The sequence below is a fragment of the Paenibacillus cookii genome (assembly GCF_018333375.1).
In the GTDB taxonomy this organism is placed as follows: domain Bacteria; phylum Bacillota; class Bacilli; order Paenibacillales; family Paenibacillaceae; genus Paenibacillus_AQ; species Paenibacillus_AQ cookii.
This window is the reverse complement of the sequence record NZ_BORW01000046.1, coordinates 1-23,146: the sequence shown is the minus strand read 5'-3', so window position 1 is coordinate 23,146 and position 23,146 is coordinate 1. Positions and strand designations below refer to the sequence as shown.

General features: G+C 53.9%; 24 protein-coding genes, 1 rRNA gene and 1 other annotated feature. All 25 genes read left to right on the top strand.

Annotation, left to right across the window (positions count from 1 at the left end):
• The first annotated feature begins 6 nt into the window (after nt 1–6).
• Nucleotides 7–879 carry a rod shape-determining protein MreC gene (gene mreC / locus KI367_RS24580; RefSeq protein ID WP_036713016.1) on the top strand — a complete coding sequence of 291 codons (873 nt, stop codon included), beginning with the start codon at nt 7–9 and terminating at the stop codon, nt 877–879.
• A complete protein-coding gene (gene mreD / locus KI367_RS24575; protein ID WP_212952642.1) occupies nt 879–1,409 on the top strand; it encodes a rod shape-determining protein MreD in 531 nt (176 codons plus the stop codon). Before mreC ends, mreD begins: the two co-directional genes overlap by 1 nt.
• A 77-nt stretch (nt 1,410–1,486) precedes the next feature.
• Nucleotides 1,487–2,143: a septum site-determining protein MinC gene (minC, locus tag KI367_RS24570; RefSeq protein ID WP_036713018.1), complete on the top strand. Its 657-nt coding sequence runs from the start codon at nt 1,487–1,489 to the stop codon at nt 2,141–2,143.
• 5 nt (nt 2,144–2,148) lie between these two features.
• The gene (gene minD, locus KI367_RS24565) at nt 2,149–2,943 is read left to right on the top strand and encodes a septum site-determining protein MinD (RefSeq protein ID WP_036713019.1); all 795 of its coding nucleotides are present in this window, start codon (nt 2,149–2,151) and stop codon (nt 2,941–2,943) included.
• A gap of 259 nt (nt 2,944–3,202) precedes the next feature.
• The gene (locus KI367_RS24560) at nt 3,203–3,718 is read left to right on the top strand and encodes a DUF2179 domain-containing protein (protein WP_036713021.1); all 516 of its coding nucleotides are present in this window, start codon (nt 3,203–3,205) and stop codon (nt 3,716–3,718) included.
• A gap of 507 nt (nt 3,719–4,225) precedes the next feature.
• The gene (locus tag KI367_RS24555) at nt 4,226–5,395 is read left to right on the top strand and encodes a betaine/proline/choline family ABC transporter ATP-binding protein (RefSeq protein WP_212952640.1); all 1,170 of its coding nucleotides are present in this window, start codon (nt 4,226–4,228) and stop codon (nt 5,393–5,395) included.
• Nucleotide 5,396: 1 nt separating this feature from the next.
• Nucleotides 5,397–6,056 carry an ABC transporter permease gene (locus KI367_RS24550; RefSeq protein ID WP_212952638.1) on the top strand — a complete coding sequence of 220 codons (660 nt, stop codon included), beginning with the start codon at nt 5,397–5,399 and terminating at the stop codon, nt 6,054–6,056.
• Nucleotides 6,057–6,103: 47 nt separating this feature from the next.
• Nucleotides 6,104–7,006 (top strand): glycine betaine ABC transporter substrate-binding protein, encoded by a 903-nt coding sequence (locus KI367_RS24545; RefSeq protein ID WP_212952650.1) that lies wholly within the window; start codon nt 6,104–6,106, stop codon nt 7,004–7,006.
• Between the two features lie 16 nt (nt 7,007–7,022).
• On the top strand, nt 7,023–7,721 hold the full coding sequence (locus KI367_RS24540; protein ID WP_281422531.1) for an ABC transporter permease: 699 nt from the start codon (nt 7,023–7,025) through the stop codon (nt 7,719–7,721).
• Between the two features lie 187 nt (nt 7,722–7,908).
• Nucleotides 7,909–8,742, top strand: coding sequence for a M23 family metallopeptidase (locus KI367_RS24535; protein WP_212952637.1), 834 nt, complete (start codon nt 7,909–7,911; stop codon nt 8,740–8,742).
• Entirely contained in the window at nt 8,735–9,601 is an 867-nt protein-coding gene (locus tag KI367_RS24530) for a M50 family metallopeptidase (protein WP_212952636.1), read from the top strand. The genes KI367_RS24535 and KI367_RS24530 overlap by 8 nt, the downstream gene beginning before the upstream one ends.
• A 127-nt stretch (nt 9,602–9,728) precedes the next feature.
• The gene (locus KI367_RS24525) at nt 9,729–10,973 is read left to right on the top strand and encodes an Rne/Rng family ribonuclease (RefSeq protein WP_212952635.1); all 1,245 of its coding nucleotides are present in this window, start codon (nt 9,729–9,731) and stop codon (nt 10,971–10,973) included.
• A 63-nt stretch (nt 10,974–11,036) separates the two neighbouring features.
• Nucleotides 11,037–11,117 (top strand) — a sequence feature (ribosomal protein L21 leader region).
• Between the two features lie 12 nt (nt 11,118–11,129).
• Entirely contained in the window at nt 11,130–11,441 is a 312-nt protein-coding gene (gene rplU / locus KI367_RS24520; protein ID WP_036713027.1) for a 50S ribosomal protein L21, read from the top strand.
• Nucleotides 11,442–11,455: 14 nt separating this feature from the next.
• Nucleotides 11,456–11,788 carry a ribosomal-processing cysteine protease Prp gene (locus KI367_RS24515; RefSeq protein WP_212952633.1) on the top strand — a complete coding sequence of 111 codons (333 nt, stop codon included), beginning with the start codon at nt 11,456–11,458 and terminating at the stop codon, nt 11,786–11,788.
• A 17-nt stretch (nt 11,789–11,805) separates the two neighbouring features.
• The gene (gene rpmA / locus KI367_RS24510; RefSeq protein ID WP_036713030.1) at nt 11,806–12,117 is read left to right on the top strand and encodes a 50S ribosomal protein L27; all 312 of its coding nucleotides are present in this window, start codon (nt 11,806–11,808) and stop codon (nt 12,115–12,117) included.
• Nucleotides 12,118–12,395: 278 nt separating this feature from the next.
• Nucleotides 12,396–13,133 (top strand): Spo0B domain-containing protein, encoded by a 738-nt coding sequence (locus tag KI367_RS24505; protein WP_052147162.1) that lies wholly within the window; start codon nt 12,396–12,398, stop codon nt 13,131–13,133.
• A 13-nt stretch (nt 13,134–13,146) separates the two neighbouring features.
• Nucleotides 13,147–14,460 (top strand): GTPase ObgE, encoded by a 1,314-nt coding sequence (obgE, locus tag KI367_RS24500; RefSeq protein ID WP_212952631.1) that lies wholly within the window; start codon nt 13,147–13,149, stop codon nt 14,458–14,460.
• Between the two features lie 269 nt (nt 14,461–14,729).
• Complete coding sequence (locus tag KI367_RS24495; protein WP_036713034.1) at nt 14,730–15,167, top strand: ACT domain-containing protein; 438 nt, start codon at nt 14,730–14,732, stop codon at nt 15,165–15,167.
• A 96-nt stretch (nt 15,168–15,263) separates the two neighbouring features.
• Nucleotides 15,264–16,550 (top strand): homoserine dehydrogenase, encoded by a 1,287-nt coding sequence (locus KI367_RS24490; RefSeq protein WP_036713037.1) that lies wholly within the window; start codon nt 15,264–15,266, stop codon nt 16,548–16,550.
• Between the two features lie 98 nt (nt 16,551–16,648).
• On the top strand, nt 16,649–17,719 hold the full coding sequence (gene thrC, locus KI367_RS24485) for a threonine synthase (protein ID WP_212952629.1): 1,071 nt from the start codon (nt 16,649–16,651) through the stop codon (nt 17,717–17,719).
• A complete protein-coding gene (gene thrB / locus KI367_RS24480; RefSeq protein WP_212952627.1) occupies nt 17,716–18,684 on the top strand; it encodes a homoserine kinase in 969 nt (322 codons plus the stop codon). The genes thrC and thrB overlap by 4 nt, the downstream gene beginning before the upstream one ends.
• A complete protein-coding gene (pheA, locus tag KI367_RS24475; RefSeq protein ID WP_212952625.1) occupies nt 18,681–19,571 on the top strand; it encodes a prephenate dehydratase in 891 nt (296 codons plus the stop codon). The genes thrB and pheA overlap by 4 nt, the downstream gene beginning before the upstream one ends.
• Nucleotides 19,572–19,574: 3 nt before the next feature.
• Nucleotides 19,575–20,456: a branched-chain-amino-acid transaminase gene (gene ilvE / locus KI367_RS24470; protein ID WP_036713040.1), complete on the top strand. Its 882-nt coding sequence runs from the start codon at nt 19,575–19,577 to the stop codon at nt 20,454–20,456.
• A gap of 171 nt (nt 20,457–20,627) precedes the next feature.
• Nucleotides 20,628–22,502 carry a LysM peptidoglycan-binding domain-containing protein gene (locus KI367_RS24465; protein WP_212952623.1) on the top strand — a complete coding sequence of 625 codons (1,875 nt, stop codon included), beginning with the start codon at nt 20,628–20,630 and terminating at the stop codon, nt 22,500–22,502.
• 569 nt (nt 22,503–23,071) lie between these two features.
• Nucleotides 23,072–23,146 (top strand): 16S ribosomal RNA (locus KI367_RS24460); the annotation flags it as partial.

Genomic DNA, 23,146 nt, shown 5'->3' with positions numbered 1-23,146 from the left:
AAGAGGGTGTTGAAACTGTTTAAGCTGCTTGGAAACAAACGCTTATTTGTCATTTTAATCGCCCTTGTTATGTTTATCGCACTGATGGGTTTCACGCTCGGACCCAGGGCAACGTTGTCCTGGCCCGAGAAGTTTTTGAGGGATACTGTCGGCTTTGTCCAAAACATCATTTATAAGCCCGCTGGATACGTAGCGGGCTTGTTTAAAGATATCGGCAATATGCGAGAGATATACGAGGAAAACCAACGATTGAAAATTGCGCTAGCCCAATATACGCGGGAAAAAGCAAAGTATAATTTTATTGAAGAACATAATAAGCAACTTGAGGAAGACCTGAAATTTACGAGAGCGCAGAAAGAAAGATTCAACTATACCTATCATATCGCTCAAGTCATCAGCGTAAATGCGGATCCGGTCAATAAGACGTTGGTTATCGATCTTGGCGAAAGGGACGGCGTCAAAGTAGGACAGTCGGTGATATCCATAAAAGGCATGGTGGGCGTGATCAGCCATGTCAGCAATTTTACATCTACCGTGAAGCTGATTACGGCCATGGACGCCAAAGATCCGAATTCGAACGGGATTGCGGCCACGTCCATGAATAACCATAAAACCTTCGGCATCGTGGAAAGTTATGACGAGGCGACGCAGACGCTGCTCATGACCCAGATCAAACAGGATGATCCGATCAAACGCGGGGATACGATCGTATCGTTGGGAGATACCGACAAGTATCCGCGGGGGTTGATCATTGGAGAGGTAGTTAACGTGCAGGAAAGCAAGTTCGGCAAAACCAAAACGGCAACGATTAAGCCAGCGGCCGAATTCCAGGATTGGAAGCAGCTGTTCGTCGTCTTTACGCCGGAGGCGCCGAAGTAATGAATGTGCGCAAGCAAGTTCTTCTTCTGCTGCTGTTTCTGTTGTTTATCCTGGAAGGTACCCTGATCCCGTGGATCCTGCCGGGTTCCTGGCAAAATATCCTTTCGCCGAATCTGGTATTTATCGTTTTGCTGTTTGTTTCGATTTATCATAACCGTCATACGGCTTTGGTTCTCGGCATCATTTTCGGCATGCTCCATGACGTCGTTTTTTACGGCGATATGATCGGCACTTATTCTTTGGTGATGGGTTTTTCAACTTATATTATGGGCTTCATTTTCCGCGTACGGCGCGCCCCGATGCCCGTCATGATGACGGTCGTCATTCTGGGCAGCCTGCTGTTCGACAGCATGCTGTACGCCATCTACCGGCTGTTTTCGCTGACGCAGTTGACCTACGACTGGAATTTGCTGCATCACATTCTCCCCGATCTCGTGCTTCATTTCGTGTTCGGGCTTATCATTTACGTTCCTTTGCGCAAGCAGCTTGAAAAAATTGCTAGGCGGGAGACAAAAGAAAAGGCGGCATAAGTCTCGCCGCCATTTTTCTTTTCCGGCAGGAACTTTGCCTCGCGAAGGCGAAATGTAATGAGATAGGGGGGACAGGCATGGCAGTCAAATCGAATCATGTCACGATTAAGGGCATCAAAGATGGCCTGGTATTCCTGCTTGACGATGAATGCGAATATGAGGAACTGCTTGGCGAACTCCGCTATAAGCTGGAGCACAGCCATCAAAATATTTTAACCGGTCCGATCATCCATGTGGACGTAAAATTAGGATCAAGGCGGATTACGGAAGAACAGAAGCAGCGCATGCTCGACATTTTGAAACAAAAGGGGAACCTGCTCATCCGCTCGGTCGAATTTCCGGAACCGGAGCAGGCGCAAGTTCCGCCTTACAAAATCATGTGCGGCATGGTAAGGTCCGGCCAAGTGCTTCACCATGACGGGGACCTGCTTTTTTTGGGGGACGTGAACCCCGGAGGCAGCATCTTGTGCACGGGGGATATTTACATATTGGGGGCCTTGCGCGGCATGGCGCATGCCGGGGTCGACGGCAACGAGGATTCGATTATCGCCGCATCCCATTTTGCCCCGACGCAGCTTCGGATCGCGGAACAAATCAGCCGTCCTCCCGATGAATGGGAGACGCGCGAAACCAGCATGGAATTCGCTTTTTTGCAAAACGGCGCCATGCAAATCGACAAAATCAGCAACATTGTACGCTTGCGGCCTGATTTTAACGTGTTTAAAGGGGTGTAGCACATATGGGAGAGGCTATTGTCGTTACTTCCGGTAAAGGCGGTGTCGGAAAAACCACCACTTCGGCCAACATCGGGACTGCGCTTGCACTGCTCGGCAAAAAGGTATGTCTGGTGGACACGGACATCGGCCTCCGCAATTTGGACGTGGTCATGGGCCTGGAAAACCGGATCATTTACGATTTGGTCGACGTGGCGGAAGGACGCTGCCGTTTGAATCAAGCGCTTGTAAAAGACAAACGTTTCGATGAGCTGTATATGCTGCCGGCCGCCCAGACGAAGGACAAAAACGCCGTGTCGCCGGAACAGGTCAAAGACATTGTTTTAGAGCTGAAAAAAGAGTATGAATACGTCATCATCGACTGTCCGGCAGGAATCGAGCAAGGATTCAAAAACGCCATCGCCGGCGCGGACAAAGCGATCGTCGTCACGACGCCGGAGAACGCCGCCGTCCGCGACGCGGACCGGGTGATCGGTCTCCTCGAGAGCTCCGAGATCGCATCTCCGAAGCTGATCGTCAACCGCATCCGCCCGAATCTCGTGAAATCGGGGGATATGCTCGATATCGAGGACGTCATCCAGGTGCTGAACATCGATCTGATCGGGATCGTGCCCGATGACGAACTTGTGATCAAAGCGGCGAACAGCGGCGAGCCGACGGTGATGAATCCCGATTCCCGGGCAGCGATCGCCTACCGCAACATTGCCCGCCGCATTTTGGGGGATACGGTACCGCTGATGCATTTGGATCAGAAAAAAGGCATGTTTTCGAAATTCAAAAAGATTTTCGGCATAGGCTAATTGTCGCTATGCTCCAACTCTCTCGTTGTATGCGGGAGAGTTTTTTGTTATTTCAACAGATATGGACCGGAGTAAGGAGCGAATGCCCGTTTCCCGGTCTTTTTTTACTTCAGCGGGATGAGGGCGCGGCTTTTTTTTCGGGACAAAAAATGAAAAAGAGGTATAACCGGGCTCCGAAAGAGGTTAAGTTACTTGAATAGGAGAATATTTCGGGATAGCGGCCTCCCGGTCATCCGGCTTTTGAAAGGAGTGATCCGCCATGCTTGGCATATTGGCAGCCATTTTTATCATTCAAATCGTGTACGTCTCGTTTTTTACGCTACGCATGATCCTGACGCTGAAAGGGCAAAAATATTTGGCGGCGGTGCTCAGCATGTTCGAAATTACCATTTACGTCCTGGGTCTCAGCATCGTCCTGAAATACGTCAACCAGCCGCTCAGCCTCATCGTTTATGCCGTCGGCTACGGGCTGGGCGTGCTTGTCGGTTCCTGGATCGAGGGACGGATCGCGCTCGGATACATCACGATGAAAGTCATCGTCAACGATCCGCAAAGCAACATGGCCAACGCGCTGCGGGACAACGGGTACGGGGTGACTTCGTGGATCGGAAGCGGCCGCGACGGGCACCGGCTCGTATTTGAAGTGCTGGCCAAGCGGAAAAATCAGAAGAAATTGTACAATTCCATTCTGGAGCTCGACCCGAAAGCCTTTATCGTCGTGACCGAACCGGTGATGCTTCACGGAGGATTTTGGACCCGCGGCACTAAAAAATAAACCGGCGAAAACTTGTTTCACCTTGGATTGAATAGGGTAATGAATGAAACATAAGACTGCGGATGCGCCTTCCTTTTTTTCGTAGGAATGTACGGTGAATTCGTTATCCGTTTCGGGTCGGGGGAGAAGCACCAGATCTCGTGGAAGGCCGGAAAGCTGCGCCTTTTGCGCATGCTTTTCGTTTTCGAGCGACATTTACATAGCCGAGTCACAAGGTGGAATGTTAAGGTATGCATTTCGAATGCCGTAACGAAGATTTTTAGGTTTGTTCATAAAGATAATGACCTCACGGTTTCCTCTTTGTTTTCCACCCCATCCATACATGCGCTTGACCTCTGTTTCGTTTTGGTTTTGTCTCTTGGCTTCCTACGGCTCCTCGATTTCCGGGGAGTTTTGCAAACTGGGAAAGCCTTAGTCCAGCCTTCCTAACCGTTTTTTGCGTCCCCCGACGGATGATATGCCGAATGCTCCGCATAATATGGATAATGCTTGCAAAGGGGCGATTGAATGATAGTACTGGATCATGTGAACAAGGTTTACGACAATGGCTTTCACGCATTGAAAGACATTAACCTGGAATTCAAAAAAGGAGAGATTACCGTTCTGATCGGACCGAGCGGCTGCGGCAAATCGACGACGATGAAGCTGATCAACGCGTTGAACACGCCGTCCTCGGGCAGGGTGCTGATCGACGGCAAGGACATCTCGGGAATGAATCCGGTGGAACTGCGGCGCAATATCGGTTATGTCATTCAAAGCGTCGGTTTGTTTCCCCATATGAACATTTCCAGAAACGTGGGCGTGGTACCCCGCTTGAAAAAATGGGACAAAGATAAAATCGAACGCACGGTAAACGAACTGCTGGACATGGTCGGCCTCGACCATACGATCTACGGCTCGCGTTATCCGTCGGAGCTTAGCGGCGGGCAGCAGCAGCGGGTCGGCGTCGTACGTGCCTTGGCGGCGGATCCGGACATCATCTTGATGGACGAACCGTTTTCGGCCCTGGACCCGATCAGCCGCGAGCAGCTGCAGGACGAGCTGATCCGGCTTCAGCAGGAGCTTCATAAAACGATCATTTTCGTGACCCATGACATGGACGAAGCGATCAAAATCGCCGATACCATCGTGCTGATGAAAGCGGGCGAGGTAGTGCAGACCGGCAAGCCGGACGCGATTTTGCGCCATCCGGCCAACGACTTCGTGCGGAATTTTATCGGGCAAAAACGTCTTCAGGACGAAGGCGGAAGCGAAAGCACTTATCAAATCCCGCTCGTCGACGAAGTGATGATCACGAACCCGGTAACCGTATTCCCGAGCCGGGGGCTGGCCGAGGCCATCAAAGTGATGGAGATGAAGCGGGTCGATTCCCTGCTCATCGTGGACCGGAACAAACAGCTCCAAGGGGCGGTGTCCATTTACCGGGTGCTCGACCAATACGGCGAAGAAGGCAAAACGGTGGCCGACGTCATGCAGCCGGTCCGTTATTCGGTCGCGTCCGGAAGCACGCTTGCGCAGGCGGTTGAACTGATGGACAGCCATCAGCTCAGCAATCTTCCCGTCGTGGACAGCAGCAACCGTTTTCTCGGATTGATTACGAGGGGCAGCGTCGTAAAACATTTGGCCGAGGTTTACCCAGGGGTCGACCGCTCTGCCGCCGGCGGAGAGGGTGAGTGATATGAACGCGTTTTGGAGTTTTATCACGGAGCGGTATCCCGACATTTTAAAGGCGCTGCAGGAGCATTTGGCCATTTCGTTTTCGGCGGTCATCCTGGGGACGATCATTGCGGTACCGCTGGGGATTATCCTCGTATACAGCCGGGTCGGCTGGATCAACAGCATCGTGTTTTTCGTCGCCAACCTGTTCCAGACGGTGCCGAGCCTGGCGCTGCTGGCGATTTTGATCCCGCTGCTCGGCATCGGGATGCGACCTGCCATACTGGCGCTGCTTCTGTATTCGTTGATGCCGATCCTGCGGAACACGTACGACGGTTTTCATTCGGTCGATAAAGGCGTGCTGAATTCCGCCAAAGGGATGGGGTACAGCACCGCGCAAACCATCATGAGAATTCAGCTCCCGTTATCCCTTCCCTATATCATGTCGGGCATCCGGATCACGACGGTCTACATCATCAGCTGGGCGACGCTTGCCTCCCTGATCGGCGCCGGCGGTTTGGGACAACTGATCGTATCCGGCCTTGGCGTCAACAAACCCGAGATGATCTTTATCGGCGGAATCGGCGCGATCCTTTTGGCCTTGGTCGCCGACGCGCTGCTTGGCCTGCTGGAGGGCTGGCTCGGCAGGCATTACCACCAGACAAGGGAGTCTGCGATATGATGCGCCGGATCAAAGATTCGAGCCGGAACAAGGGGGGGCGTGACGTGATGAGACTGAAACGGATGAAAAAAACAACGCTGCTTTTTTTGTCTTGCATATTGGCCGGTTTGCTGTCTTCATGCGGGATTCAGGCCGACGTGACGATCGGGGCGCAGACGTTTACCGAAACGAAAATTTTGGCGGAAATGTACAAGGCGCTGATTGAGGACCGTACGAACTTGAAAGTGGACATTATTCCCGATCTAGCATCCAGTCCGCTGGTGTTAAACGCGATCACCAGAAACGACGTGCAAATGGGAACGCTCTACTCCGGAGAAATTTTTAATAACCATTTTCCGATCAGCGGTTCGAAGGAACGCGCCCAGGTTCTGAAGGAGGCCCAGGAAGGCTTCCAAAAATACTACAACCTGACGTGGATGAACCCGCTCGGCTTTGAAAATACGTATGCTTTTACGGTGCGCAAGGATCTGGCCGAATCCAAAGGTTACGCGAACATTTCCGACGTCAAAAAGGATATGGCGAGCATGAAGCTCGGCGTCGACACGACCTGGCTGGAACGGAGCACCGACGGTTATCCCGCGTTCTCCAAAGCCTACGGCATCAAGTTCGGCCAGGTGTTCCCGATGGAGATCAGCCTGGTGTACAGCGCGGTCGCGGGCAAGCAGGTCGACATCGTGCTGGCTTATTCCACGGATTCGAGGTTAAAGGCGTACAACTTGAAGACGCTGAAGGACGACAAGCAGTTTTTCCCTCCTTACGACGCGAGCCCCGTGCTGCGTACGGACCTGCTGAAAAAACATCCCGAAATCGAAGACGCGATCGCGCCGCTCATCGGCCATCTGGACGCGGATACGATGATCTCGCTGAATTACCAGGTGGACATCGAGAAAAAAAGCGAGCGGGAGGTTGCCATCGCGTATTTGAAGCAGCAGGGACTACTGAAAAGCTAAAGGAGGGGAAGAAGCAATGGAAAACAAACATTTGACTTTCATGGATTTTCTGTCCTACGTGTCCCGCAACAGCGGTTTGCTGTGGGAATATTTCACCCAGCACATCCTTATGGTGGTCATCGGCCTGGGACTGGCGGTCATCGTCGGCGTGCCGCTCGGTATCCTTTGTTCGAGAAGCCGCTGGGCGGCCAAAATCGTCTTGTTCATCACAAACATTCTGCAGGTGGTTCCGAGCCTGGCCATGCTCGTCGTGCTGATGCTTTGGCTGGGACTTGGGATGAAGACGGTGATGGTGGGGCTTTTCCTGTATTCGCTCAACCCGATCGCGCGCAACACGTACGTCGGGCTGAAGCAGGTCCCCGCAAGTTATCTCGAATCGGGAAAAGGCATCGGCATGAGTCCGCTGCAGCTGCTTCTCAAAGTCCGGTTTCCGTTGTCGCTGACGTATATCATGTCTGGTCTGCGGATCGCTGCCGTCATCGCCATCGGCGTCGTCACGATCGCTCCGCTTGTCGGCGGCGGCGGCCTTGGGCGGGAAATTTACGCCGGCCTGAACAGCAACAACTCGCTGCGCATTTTTGCGGGTGCCATTCCCGCCGCCGTGCTGGCCATCGTGGCCGATCTCGTGCTCGGCTATCTGCAGCGCAAAATGGATTTAGCGAAACGAAAATCGGCGGCGCCGCCGGCACCAGCCAAGGCTCAGAACATCGGGTGACGGCTTTATAGCCGCCGAGTCTTCAGAAGGAATCCCCTCGCGTCGAGGGGGTTCCTTTTTCGCTGGACCCCTGCCGTCGAACCCAGGACTGGAATACCCTTCCGGCGCGCTTTCAGGCTTGTTCTAAATTCGGGACATCCCCTCATAAAATAGAATAAAAACAAGCCTCGAAAGGGGAACGCAAACCATGGACATCAAATCTTCCATCAAACAGCGCAGGGAAGAGCGCATCCGGGATCTTCTGCTTCGCGAGGAACCGGCCCCCCCGTCGCCGCAGCCCGTTCAGGAACAACCGTTATGGAACAAAGGCCGGCTGCCGGAGCCGCTTGCGCCGGAGCCCGATCCCGAGAAGGTCTGGAAAAAAGAGCATGCCAAAGGCGGCGGCCCGTCTTACCATAAATCCCGTTTCGTTTCAGGTTTTATGTGGCGCGTGTTTTTCAGCGTTATTTTGTTTGGCCTGATCTGGGGCCTTTTCCAATATCCTCAGCCTTGGAGCACGAAAATCCAGGATTACGTCATGCAGTCGCTGAACCGCGAGATGGACTTCCAGGCGGTCGAAGCCTGGTACGAATCCCACTTCGGCGAAGCGCCGGCGTTTATCCCGATTTTCAAGCAAAACCAGACATCGCCGCTCAAAGTCAATGCTTCCAAATCGCTGTATCCGCCGATGGAAGGCGATATCGTCCAATCGTTCGCCGTGAACTTGAAGGGCGTGGAGATTGCCCCGAAAAACGGAACCGGCTTGCCGCCTGACGTCAAAAGCGTGGAGACGGGCCGCGTCATCGACATCTCCGGCAGCGCCGAATCCGGCATCACCGTGACGATCCAGCATACCGGCAAGTTGGTGGTATCCTATGGGCATTTGGCCAAAACGCGTTTGCAAAAAAACGACTGGGTCGAAGGCGGGGACGTGATCGGCCAATTGCAGGCCGCAGCGGAAGGGGAGACGCCGACCTTGTTTTTGTCCATGAAGGAGGATGGCGACTACGTGGACCCGGCGGACGTGATTCCCATTGATTAACATCCGGGGCATCACGTTGTCGCTGCATCCTTTTTTTGTCATTCTGATGCTGTTTTCCGTCATGACGGGGCATTTTCTCGAGCTGATCGTCTTATTTGCGATCGTGTTCATCCATGAGCTGGGCCATCTTGCCGCCGCGCTGCTGAGCGGCGTCCGCATCCGCTCGGTTCAGATGCTTCCGTTCGGCGGGGTGGTCGAAATCGAGGACCATGGCCAGCTGACGGCCTGGAAGGAGATCGGCATCGCCCTCGCCGGACCGGCGATGAACGCGGCGATGATCGGCGGCGTGCTCCTGCTGCGCGAGGCCGGCTGGGGAAACGGCGCCTTTTTGTCTTATGTCGTTTACGGCAACGCCATGATCGCCGGCTTCAACCTGCTGCCGATCCTTCCGCTGGACGGGGGGAAAATCCTGCATGCCGCCGCCAGCCTGCTGTTTCCTTACCACCAAACGCTGCTCTGGTCCTCCCGAATCAGCCTTGCGGGCAGCGCAGCCGTTGTGCTGGTCTCGGTTTTTCCGCTTTTGCAGGGCGAAGCGAAGGTCCAGCTTAATCTGTTGATGATCGGCGTATTTCTTCTCTATTCCAACTGGGTGGATTACCGCCATATTCCCTTCCGTTTTACGCGATTTCTCATGAACCGGGAGAGGGGGTACGACGCGGCCGCCAGGAAAGGCGGGTTTGCCCAGCCGATCATTGCCGATCAGGCGAAACATTTGGACAGCATTTTGCGTCTATTTAAAAGAGGGAAGTACCATGTCGTTTATGTGATGAACAAACAAGGGGGCGTGATCGCCATGCTTCCCGAACAGCGCCTGATTTCGGCTTATTTTGCCACGGAGCGCCCAACGCTGCCGCGGTGAACCGGTCGGGCTGCTGGAAACATGCGGCGAGACTAAAATGGGGGCAATCCCGAAATAGAGCTTTGGAGCTAAAAAGGAGATTTCATGGTAATATGGGATGTAAATGTCTTCTGGCAGGGGTGAAGCCATGAAACAAATGATTGTTCATTGTGAACCGAAACTGACGCAGATGGCCCTCTTGGAGGAAGGCAAGCTGGTGGAGTTTGCGGCCGAACGCAGCCAAAACCACGGACTGGTGGGCAGCTTTTATAAAGGACGCGTCGTCAATGTGCTTCCCGGCATGCAGGCGGCGTTTGTGGATATCGGGCATAAAAAAAACGCGTTTTTATATGTCGATGACGTGCTGCATCCGAACCTGGAAAAGCAGCCGAAGGAGAAACCACCGATCGAGACGCTGCTGCGGGTAGGTCAGGAAATCGTCGTCCAGGTGATGAAGGAGCCGCTTGGCAGCAAGGGGCCCCGCGTGACCACGCATTATTCGCTTCCGGGCCGGTGGGTTGTTTTTATGCCCAATGCGGACTATGTCGCCGTTTCGAAAAAGGTAAGCAAGGACCAGGAGCGCAGCCGCCTTAAAATGCTGGGGGAAGAGATCCGTCAGAAGGGCGAAGGCGTTATCATGCGGACGGTATCCGAGGAAGAACATCCGGACGCGATCTTCGGCGATCTCGCCCTGCTGCGCGAGCAGTGGGCCGCCATTCAGAAGCGCGCCGAGGCTGCTGCAGCGCCCGCGCTTTTGCACCGCGATTTGAGCATCGTGCAGCGGTTTATCCGGGACGTGTTTGACCCTCAGCATGACCAGCTTCAGATCGACAACGCCAAGGAAGCGAAGGAAGCGGAGGCGTTCCTGGAGGAAATCGCCCACGGCAGCCACTTGCCCGTGAACGTGTACCAAGGGCAGGAGCATATTTTTAAAGCGTTTGGCATCCAGGAACAGATCGAGCGGGATTTTTCGCGCAAAGTCATTTTGGAAAGCGGCGGTTCGATCATATGGGATCAGACGGAGGCGCTCACCGTCGTCGACGTGAATACGGGCAAGTATACCGGCGGGGAAAGCCTTGAGGATACGGTGACGAGGATCAACCTGCAGGCCGCCGAGGAGATTGCCAGGCTGATCCGGCTCCGCGACGCCGGCGGCATCATCATCGTCGACTTTATCGACATGGAGCAGGAAAAACACCGGCAAGAGGTCGTGGACAGGCTTGAAGCCGGCATGAGCAAGGACCGCACGAAAAGCCACGTGGTCGGCTGGACCAAGCTCGGCCTGCTTGAATTGACGCGCAAGAAGGTCAGGGACGACACGGCGATGCTTCAGGCGAAGCCTTGTGACCACTGCGACGGCACGGGGCGGATCAGCCTTCTGGGCATCCATTGACTTGGTTCCGTTGTTATGTTAATATCTATGAGTATGTGTCCAGTGTTTCTCTCAAATGCTTGTCACATGCTGTAACCGCTCCGGTCGGGTCAACAAGCGCAGCCTTCGGGAGGCCACCTGGATCAGGCGAGTCTGAGACATGAGGAGGTGCAAGCAATGTACGCAATTATCGAAACTGGCGGCAAACAATACAAAGTTCAAGAGGGCGACGTATTGTACATCGAAAAACTGAATGCAGGCGACGGCGAAAGCGTGACTTTCGACCGTGTTCTGGCTGTATCCGGTGACAACGGTTTGGTAGCTGGTACGCCAGTCGTATCCGGCGCATCCGTAACCGCAAAAGTGGAGAGACATGGCAAAGGTCAAAAGGTTGTTGTATACAAATACAAACCTAAGAAGAACTACCACAAGAAACAAGGCCATCGTCAACCTTACACTAAAGTAACCATCGAAAAAATCCAAGCGTAAGAAGGTGCGCTCCTTTGATACAAGTGCGCATACTACGACGCAAGGATGGAAGCATCCATGGCTTCGAGGTGAAAGGTCATGCGAACTTTGCGAAACACGGAGAGGATATCGTGTGCGCCGGCGTATCGGCGGTCACCGTCGGAACCGTGAACTCGCTTGAGGAACTGACCGGAACCGTGATGGACAGCAGAATGAAAGACGGGTTTCTGAGCGCTTATTTTCCGGTTGACAGAGAACAAGGCACGGATCCGCGGTCGCAGCTGCTGCTCGAGTCCATGGTCGTCATGCTGAATTCGATCGCAGAATCATACGGGACGTATATTCAAATAAAAGAAGTGACTAATTAAAGAAGGAGGTAGACAACATGTTAAAGTTGAATCTTCAATTGTTCGCATCGAAAAAAGGTGTGGGTTCCACGAAAAACGGACGTGACAGTGAAGCGAAACGCCTTGGCGTAAAGCGTGCTGACGGACAAACCGTTACCGGCGGAAGCATCTTGGTTCGCCAACGCGGAACGAAAATTCATCCTGGTACGAACGTGGGCATCGGTAAAGACGATACTTTGTTTGCAAAAGTGGACGGCGTCGTGAAATTCGAACGTTGGGGCCGCGACCGCAAAAAAGTGAGCGTCTACCCTGTTGATGCTGCTCCGGTAGCGGCAGCAGTGGAAGCGTAAGTGTCTTCGCGGATCACGGGTTGATACACAAGAAGAGCCTTCGGCAGTGCTTGCCGAGGGCTTTTTTTTAACAGTTGGGATTTATGCCGATACGATTCCGCCAAGGGCAGATGCGTCGGCATCGGAGCGAAGGCCGGCCGGATTTGCGTGGAACGCCTTCCGGATTTACGGATCGGGTCGTTTAAGTTTTGAACGGGTGGATGAACAACCGAGGATTGCTGTGGTATACTGGTAATTGATGTAAGGATGATCGGTGATCAGGAATGGGGAGAGGCCATTTGAAATCCTGGAAATGCATATTGGCTATAATCGCCGCATCTGTAGTCGTTCCTTTGTATTTCGTGGTGCGGGACAAGTCGTTCATCTGGAGCATCGTGCTGATGTTGTGGGTGGCTGCGGCTTTGGCCGGAGGTTTCGTCATCATGAGCCGCAGGCAGGAGGAGGAGCGGCAAACGCTGCTTCGAGGCTTCGAAGAAAGCGCCATAAAGACGCTGAACCACCATCGCCATGATTGGATGAACGACCTGCAGATTTTGTATGGTTATATCCGGCTCGGAAAAATTGATAAAGCTGTGGAGTGTGTGGAAAGAATAAAGGTACGGATGAACCGGGAAAGCAAAATTTCGAAGCTGGGTATCCCGTCTCTCGTGTTCTTTCTGCAGTCGTTCCGGACTGCAAACAGCGACTTGGAGCTTGAGGTCGACGTCGATCAGGACATTCAGCTCGATAAATTGAGCCCGAGGGACGGCGCCGATCTGGCGGCCGTCATCATGGAGACCGTCCGGGCTTACCAGGCCGGGGGGAAGGCGTCGTGGGCGGACACCCGCAAACTGTATCTGAGCCTGCGCCAGAACGGTCCGGAAATCGTCGTAGGTTTTGAAGGGGAAGGCCCCATGGGGGACCCGGAATTATTGAAGCAGCAAATTTATAATGTGGTACAAGGCAAACGAATGAAAGCGGAGCAGCTTCATCCCTCCCAGGCTTCGTTTCTGTTACGCGTGCCGTGTGAGTCATGAGGAAGGTGAAGTCATGTTTGTAGATAAAGCGAAAGTTTACGTAAAAGGCGGCGATGGGGGCGACGGTTTGATCGCTTTCCGCCGGGAGAAATACGTGCCTGAAGGCGGGCCTGCCGGCGGCGACGGCGGAAAGGGCGGGGACGTCATTTTCCGCGTCGACGAAGGTTTGCGCACGTTGATGGATTTCCGTTACCAGCGGCATTTCAAGGCCAAACGCGGGGAGAAAGGACGGAACAAAAGCCAGCATGGCGCCAATGCGGAAAATTTGATCGTGCGAATCCCTCCGGGGACCGTGCTGATCGACGATGATACGGGCGAAGTGCTCGCCGACATGGTCCGCCATGGACAGCAAGTCGTGGTAGCCCGCGGCGGACGGGGCGGACGGGGCAACATCCGGTTCGCCACGCCGAACAATCCGGCTCCGGAGCTTGCCGAGCATGGAGAAGAGGGCGAGGAGCGTTACCTCGTGATGGAGCTGAAGGTGATGGCCGACGTAGGGCTTGTCGGGTTTCCGAGCGTGGGCAAATCCACGCTGCTTTCCGTCGTATCCGCTGCCCAGCCGAAAATCGGCGCATACCATTTTACGACGATCACGCCGAATCTCGGGATGGTGGAGGTCGGCGACGGCCGCAGTTTCGTGATGGCGGACTTGCCGGGCCTGATCGAAGGCGCTCACCAAGGCGTCGGACTGGGGCATGAGTTTTTGCGCCATGTGGAACGTACGCGGATCATCATCCATGTGGTGGACATGGCGGGATCCGAAGGGCGCGACCCGTTTGAGGACTGGGTGAAAATCAACGACGAGTTGAAGCTGTACAACGCGACCCTGGCCGAACGGCCGCAAATCGTCGCCGCGAACAAAATGGACATGCCGGATGCGGAGGCCAACCTGAAAAACTTCCGCGAGCAGGTGGGCAAGCTGAGACCGGACATCGAAATCATGCCGATCTCTTCCTTGACCCGTCAAGGGGTGCAGGAGCTTCTTTACCGGGCGGCCGATATCCTGGATGCGATCCCGCAGGAGGTTCACGTCGAGGAAGTCGCCGAGACGGCCGAAAGAAAAGTGTACAAGCTGAACAGGAAAGACGACGACAACGCGTTTACGATTACGCGGGATAACGAAGCCTTTGTCGTTCACAGCGAAAAAATCGAACGCATGCTGAAGCGGCTGCAGATGAATTCGCATGAGGCGATTCTGAAGCTTGCCCGGACGATGCGCCATATGGGCATCGACGACGAGCTGCGCAAACGCGGAGCGGTGGAAGGGACGATCGTCCGGATCGCCGATTTCGAATTCGAATTCGTCGAAGGCAGCAGCTACTATTAAAGGCGGACTCCGCAACAGATGGGCGGCCCCCGGGGCTGCCTGGGACAATTTCGAACCAAAGCCGTTAAAGGGCGCGCGACGCGCTCTTGAGCGGCTTTTTTCATACCCGAGTGTTACCGCGATCGGGGTACATAAAACATCCTTCTTGCCAAGTAAGCGCTATTATTGTATTCTTCTGGACAAAAAGGCGCAAATCTATTGACCCTCTGGATGCAATTCTTTATAATGTCCACTATATGAATACATCAGTCTTTGAGGAGAGGACGTTCGTGAAAGAACGCTATTATTTGGTCCGGGAAGATATTTTGCCTGAAGCGGTGGTCAAAACGATGCAGGTAAAGCAGCTCCTTGCCGCCGGCGACGCAAAGACGGTGCATGAGGCTGTGGAGCAGGTCGGCATGAGCCGCAGCGCATTTTACAAATACAAGGACGGCATCCACATGATCAACCAGCTGGAAAGGGAGCGGATCGTAACGATCTCGATGGACATGGAGCACCGCTCCGGGATGTTGTCGAAGGTGCTGAGCCTCGTGGCGGGTTTTGGCGGCAACGTCTTGACGATCAACCAGAGCATCCCGCTGCAGGGAATCGCCAACGTCGTCATTTCCGTCGAGGTTTCCCGCATTAGCGAAGAACTCGGGGATTTGCTCGAAAGCTTGCGGGACTGCGCCGGCGTTAAACGCGCGAACCTGATCGGTCAAGGCTGATTTTCGGATTCGCCCCAAATGGAACGTCGCTTGATATGCAAAAACCTAGGTTAACAGTAAAAAAAGAAATGCACGCATGTAACAGGAGGAGAGGGAATGAAGCCGGTTAAAGTGGGTTTATTGGGTCTCGGCACCGTGGGGACGGGCGTCGTCAGAATCGTGGAGGGCCATCAAGAGGATTTGAGCAGTCAGGTGGGTTCCCCGATCATCATTGAAAAAATCGCCGTAAAAAACAGCGACAAAACCCGCAGCATTACCGTGGACAAAAACAAGCTGACCGAAGATCCATGGGAGGTGATCCGGGACCCCGAAATCGACGTCGTCGTGGAGGTCATGGGAGGCATCGATCATACGAAGGATTACATCCTCGAAGCTTTGGACCGCGGCAAGCATATCGTCACGGCCAACAAGGATCTGATGGCGCTGCACGGCTCGGAGATTTTGGCCAAGGCCCAGGAAAAGCAGTGCGACGTGTTTTACGAAGCAAGCGTTGCCGGGGGCATTCCGATTATCCGGACGCTGATCGAAGGTTTTTCGTCCGACCGCATTCTGAAGATTATGGGGATCGTAAACGGAACGACGAACTTTATTTTATCGAAAATGAGCCAGGAAGGGGCATCCTACGAAGCCGTGCTGGAAGAAGCGCAGAAGCTCGGGTACGCGGAAGCGGATCCGACCTCGGACGTGGAAGGCTTGGACGCGGCCCGCAAGATGGCCATCCTGGGAACGCTTGGCTTCCGTACCAACGTGGAGCTGAAAGACGTCAGCGTGCGCGGAATTTCCCAGGTCTCGAAGGAAGACATCGCATACGCAAAACGGCTGGGATACGAAATGAAATTGCTCGGCATCGCCGACCGGGAAGACGATCATGTAAGCATCAGCGTACAGCCGACGATGGTTCGGAAGGGACATCCCATTGCATCCGTGGGCGGCGTGTTTAACGCGGTGTACGTTTACGGCGAAGCCGTGGGCGAGACGATGTTTTACGGGGCCGGCGCGGGAGAAATGCCGACGGCGACTTCCGTCGTGGCGGATTTGGTGGCCGTGATCAAAAACCTGAAGCTTGGCGTCAACGGCCTGAAAGCGATCGTGCCGTACAAACCGAAAAAGCTGAAAAACGATGAGCAAATCGCATTCAAAAATTTCATTCTGCTTCATGTGGACGACAAAGCCGGCGTGCTGGCGAAAATCACCCAAGTATTCGCGGAGTTCGGCGTCAGCCTGGAGTCCGTGGTCCAGCAGCCGAACGAACTGAACCCGGAAGCGGAAATCATTATCGTTACCCACAATGCCAGCAAAGCAAGCATGGACAAAGTGCTTCAGCATTTTGAAGGACTTGACGTCATCCGCAAGATCAAAAGCGTGTACCGCGTGGAAGGGTAAAACCTTCCGCGGCATTCGTACCAGCGCTTCATGATCCGCTTATATATAAAGGATTTTTCGCAAAAATCCTGAACAAAGAACAAAGGAGCCATACCAAAATGTCATACCAAGGACTGCTTCAAACGTACAAACCATACCTGCCCGTCAATGAAAACACGCCGTTGCTTACGCTGAAGGAAGGCAACACGCCGCTCATCCGCGCGGTGAATCTGTCGGAGGAGCTCGGGCTGAATCTGCATTTCAAATACGAAGGCTTGAACCCTACCGGCTCGTTTAAGGACCGAGGCATGGTCATGGCCGTTGCCAAGGCGGTGGAAGAGGGCAGCCGCACCATCATGTGCGCCTCGACCGGCAATACGTCCGCGGCTGCGGCAGCATACGCCGCTCGCGCCGGGCTCAACTGCATCGTGCTCATTCCGAACAACAACATCGCCCTGGGCAAACTGGCGCAGGCGATGATTTACGGGGCGAAGGTCATCGCCATCGAGGGCAACTTCGACCGCGCGCTGGAAATCGTGCGCGAAATTACGGCCAAACATCCGATCACGCTCGTCAACTCTGTGAACCCGTACCGCATCGAAGGGCAGAAAACGGCTGCGTTCGAGGTGGTCGACCAGCTCGGGAAAGCGCCTGACGTGCTGGCCATTCCCGTCGGTAACGCGGGCAACATTTCGGCTTATTGGAAAGGGTTCAAAGAATACCATGCGGCAGGCAAAGCGTCCTCCCTGCCGAAAATGGTCGGTTTCGAAGCGGAAGGCGCCATGGCGATCGTGAAGGGCGAACCGATTCTCGAGCCGGAAACGATCGCGACGGCGATCCGGATCGGCAACCCGGCAAGCTGGAGAACGGCGGTCGCCGCGGCGGAAGAATCCGGCGGACAAATCAACTACGTGACGGACGATGAAATTTTGGAAGCTTACCGTCTGATCGCCTCCCGCGAAGGCGTATTTGCCGAACCGGCATCCGCCGCATCGGTAGCCGGCGTGCTGAAGCTGAAACGGGAAGGATATTTCCAAGGCGGCGAAACCGTCGTCTGCGTCCTGACAGGCAACGGCCTGAAAGATCCGAACGTCGCCCTCCAAACCGTCAACGCCGATCCGCTTGTTGTGCCCGACACCGAAGAAGCCGTCATGGAAGCCATCGCGAAGCTGGAAGAGGCTACGGCATGATCAGACCGGAAGGCGTATACGTAAGGATTCCTGCCAGCACCGCAAATCTCGGTCCGGGGTTTGACACGTTGGGCATGGCCTTGTCATTGTACGCATGGATCGGGATGAAGGAAGCGGACGAAACGGCGATTCGGTTGTACGGTAACGAAATGGAAGGGATCCCGACGGATAAAAACAATCTCGTCTATCAGGTCGCCCAAATGGCGTTCCGCGAAGCGGGCGTCCATTTGCCCGAGCTGGAAATATCGATGTATTCGGACATTCCGCTGACCCGGGGGCTCGGCAGCAGCGCATCCGCCATCGTCGGCGCGCTTTATGCCGCGAATGCCTTGATCGGATCGCCATTGCCGGACGCAAGGCTTCTGGATATGGCGACGGCGATCGAGGATCATCCGGACAATGTCGGAGCGTCGCTATTCGGCGGGTTCATTACGGCGGTTTGGGACGGCGAACATGCCGATTACGTCCGGATGGAGCCGCATGAGGATCTGGAGGTCCTCGTCGTCATTCCGGATTTTCAATTGAAGACGTCCGAGGCGAGAAAAGTGCTTCCCGAAAAGATCGGCCGGAAGGATGCGGTCTACAATATCAGCAGGTCTTCGCTGCTGGTGGCCGCTTTGGCCCAGGGCAGGCTCGACCTGATCGGCCGGGCGATGTCCGACCGCCTTCATCAGCCGTACCGGGCGGGGCTCGTCCCGGGGATGGCCGAAATCTTGGAGCGGGCCGTGGAGCACGGCGCTTTGGGCATCGCGCTCAGCGGGGCTGGCCCGACGCTGCTTGCGCTCGTCGATCGCCATTCGCTGCGTAAAAAGGAACTGGAGTCTTATCTCCTGAATACGATGAAGGCCGAGGGCATCAGCGCATCTGCACGATGGCTGGTTCCCGACCGCGAAGGTGCCCGTCTGATCGGCAGCATGTCGACAGGCTCATTTATGGACATGATAGAAGGGGAAGTAAACGCATGAAGCGAATAGCATTATTGCCTGAAGGATCGGTGTCGCACGAGGCCGTTGCGCAGCTGCTTGGGGGCGAACCGGCGGAACTCGTGTACCACAAGCTGATCTCCGACGTGTTTTTGTCGACGGTCCATGGAAAAACGGATTACAGCGTCATTCCCATCGAAAATACGATCGAAGGATCGGTCAGCCTTCACATGGATTGGCTCGTCAACGAAGTGGACATACCGATGCAGGTCGAATGGGTCTATCCGTCGATTCAAAACCTGGTCGGAGACCGGGAGGAGTTCCTAGCGGAATCCGGTGAACTGGACTTTGCGCGCATTCAAAAGATTTTGTCCCATCCCGTGGCGACGGCCCAGTGCCAGCAGTTCATCCGCAAGCATATGCCCCAGGCGGAACTGGTCAATGCGGGGAGCACGACGGAAGCGATCGGGATCGTCAAAAGCAATCCGGGACAGGGGCTGGCGGCCATCGGCACCAAACTTGGAGCCGCGACGCACAAGCTGGACGTTTTGGCGGAACGGGTAACGGACCATGACAACAATTACACGCGGTTCATTTTGATCGGCAAAGAAGCGCTCGACCAGCTGCCGAAGCCCGTCAAGCAGATGAAAACGAGCATCCTGGTCACGCTTCCGGAGGATTTTGCCGGTGCGCTGCATCAGGTTCTCGCGGCTTTCGCATGGAGACGGCTGAACCTGTCCCGCATCGAATCCCGTCCGACGAAGAAAAAGCTGGGTAGTTATTATTTTTATATCGATGTTCTTGAATCGGTGGAATCCGTGCTGCTGACGGCGGCGATCGGAGAGATCGAGGCTTTGGGCTGCCAGGTGCGCGTGCTCGGTTCCTATCCAAGCTATACGTATCAGGAATTAATATCGGAGGTGCTGTAGTTTATGTCAGAGCAGTGGATCTATTTGGATGGTGAATTCGTCACCAAAGAAAACGCGAAGGTATCGGTGTTCGACCATGGTTTTTTGTATGGCGACGGTATATTTGAGGGCATCCGCATCTATGAAGGCAATATTTTTAAATGCGATGAACACTTGGAGCGTCTGTACGATTCCGCAAAATCGATCGATCTCAACATTCCGCTGACGTTCGAGGAAATGCGCGAAGCGATGGCGGAAACGATCCGCCGCAACGACATGAGAAACGGATACATCCGCCTCGTCGTTTCCCGCGGAGCAGGCAATTTGGGCCTTGATCCGAGACGCTGCCCGAAACCGACGGTGCTCATCATCGTGGAACAGCTTGCGATCTATTCGGAAGAAGCCTACAAAAAGGGCCTGCGTGCCGTGTCGGTATCGACGCGCCGCAATTTGCCGGACGCTTTGAATCCGAAGATCAAATCCTTGAACTACCTGAACAATATTTTGGTGAAAATCCAGTCGAACCTGGCGGAAGCGGACGAAGCGATCATGATGAATGCGCAAGGTTACGTGACCGAAGGCTCCGGCGACAACATTTTTATCGTCAAACGAGGCGTCGTTTACACTCCGCCTTGCTACCTCGGGGCACTCGAAGGCATCACGCGCATGGCGATTATCGAATTGTGCGAAAAGCTCGGCTACAAGCTGAAGGAAGAGCCGTTTACGATGCATGACGTATACATCGCCGATGAAGTCTTTTTCACGGGTACGGCCGCAGAAGTGATCGCAGCCCGCGAAATCGACGGACGGATCATCGGCAACGGCGAAGCAGGTCCAATTACGCTGAAGCTGCTCGAAGAGTTCCGCAAAGCGGTGACTCAAGACGGCTACAAAGTGTGGGAATAGTCGTCCGGCGCCCGGTTTATGCGCGCCCGTTCGCAAAAAATCCTTTCATGACAAGCTCATGGAAGGATTTTTTTGTCGTTGGGGATGTCATTCGCCCATCCTCTGCATAAGATGTAGTAACGAAGGGCGGACGATTCATGCGCCTATTAGAGTTTAGGAGGTATTTGCCGCGTGAAGATACACATCGTAAAAAGTGGCGACACTTTATATGAGCTTTCCAAAAAGTACGACATTCCCCTGGAAAAAATCATCGACGCCAATCCGCAAATTGCGGACCCGAATCAGCTGCAGGTCGGGCAAAAGGTGAAAATTCCCGCAAAACCGGTGCAGGTGCCAAGCCAAGATCAAATCATCCATAAACATGTCGTGAAGCAAGGAGACACGCTGTGGAAGCTGTCGAAGGCTTGGGGCGTTTCCTTGAAGGAAATGATCGACGCCAATCCCCAGCTCAAAAATCCGAATGCACTGCTCGTGGGCGAAGTGGTGAATATTCCGAAAACAAAAGGCAACCCGGGAACGAACGATCACCCGAATCCAGGCTCCAACGCCAACGAACATGCCAATGTGCAGCATGAGAAACTCCAACCCGGCGGAAAGGCTTTTACCGGTCCGAAAGAAGAAATCACTGCCCCTAAAGCCGAAACGACGGCTCCGAAGCCGACGCAGCCCCAGCAGCTATCCGAACTGCCTAGCGTACCGCTCCCCAATCTGATGCCGGAACTCCCGAACGTGATGCCGAATGTTCCTAATATCATGCCGAACGTTTCCGACGTGATGCCTGAATTGACGGCCCCCAACGTCATTCCGAACGTGATGCCGGAAAACGTAACCCCGAATATCATGCCTGAGGCAACCGTTCCGAACGTAAAACCCAATGTGATGCCTGAAATGACCATGCCGAATGTAATGCCAAACGTAATGCCCGAAATGACGATGCCAAACGTGATGCCCAATGTCATGCCGAACGTGACGCCAAACATCATGCCGGAAATGGTTGAACCGAACGCGACTCCGAATATTATGCCCTTTTCCGAGAAAAAGCCGACAGGCCTCAAACCTGTTGCGGAAGAGCCGTGCGGCTGCGGAGGAGATCCTTATTTCGGCGGAGCCCATCATCCGTTTATGCAGTTCCCGACGGCAGTTCATGAAGCAGGTGCTTATTATCCGACGCCTTACGACGATGAGGTTCAGGCCGTGCATACTTACGACGACATGCCTTACCATGGGAAATCTTCGAAATACCCGGGGATTGTGGAGGGGGCCGAAGACCACTATGCGCCTAACCAATCCTGGGTGAGCCCGTCCATGCAACATCCTAACGGACACTTTGATCATCATTGGGAAAATCAAGTTTCGCCGGTCGCTTTCGAGCCCAATACGCAATCTCCCGTAAGTTATCAACCGAATCAGCCGTATCATCATGACCAGGTGGCGCCGGCCTATTATGAACCCGTTTATGCGTCTAATCCATGCGGTTGCTCCGGAACGGCTCCCGTGTATCATGCGCCTGAACCGGCTTATGTGGAGCCGCAAGCTTACGATCCTTATTGCTATCCGCATTTCATGCTTCCGCCATGGTGTTATCCCTACCCGGCGCCTGTGCCGCTGGTAGGCGGATACGGAGCGGGCCCGAATGCGCCGTTGGACGTTCATGGCCATGGACCGAATATGCCTTTCCACGATCCAAATATGCCTTATCATGATGCAAATGCGAATATGCCTTATCATAATCCGAACATGCCGTACCCCGGATTTGGTGGAACGGAATATCCGATATGGAACCGCACCCAGACGTATGCCTCCCCTTTACAGCAAACGGAGCCTCAATCCGCGCCTTCCGCGGAGGTAAATTCGGTTCAGGCGCCAAACCCGGCTTTTGAGGCAGAAGAGGACTCGGGCCAAACGGATGCCGAACCCGCCAAAACCGCCAAGACGTTAAACAGCAGCAAAAGAAGCACGACGGTGCCCCGCGATAAATCCATTCCGAACAAATCCAAAAAACAAAACGTATCTTCCAAACGCAAAAATCCTTGGATCAAAGGATGAGGAAGCCGCAGAGATGACGGCCGGACATGGATGTCCGGCTCTTTTTTTGTATTGGTCTAAACTAATGGTTGATAGATCGATGAGCATTTTGTTTTGGCATTCGTCTGCTCCTTATATGCAGGCTTTAAAATGAACATCTCTCTTACCAACGGGCATTGGGCCAATAGAGGAGGAGACGGAATGGCTATTCAGTTGATCCGCTACAGGCTTTTATAATTTGGAAATGAATTATTCAAAAAAACACTTGTCAAAAACAATAAACGCATGTTATATTAATATTCCGGCCAAGAAATCTATGAAAAGCCGAGTGGAATTGAGAGATTAAAAATTTTCAAAAAAAAGCTTGCAAATCTCGAGAAACCATGATATATTATAAAAGTTGCTGCTGAACACAATGGCGGCGACGAAAACGAAATGTTTGATCTTTGAAAACTGAACAACGAGTGAGATATGAGGTTTCGGCAACGAAACCGAAACGCGAAGCAAACCGGTCCAAGCCTATGGCTGGATGGTTTGCGGAGCACAAATGAGAATTAAATTCTCGTCAGATTCAAAATGAGTCACAAACTTTCATGGAGAGTTTGATCCTGGCTCAGGACGAACGCTGGCGGCGTGCCTAATACATGCAAGTCGAGCGGACCTTA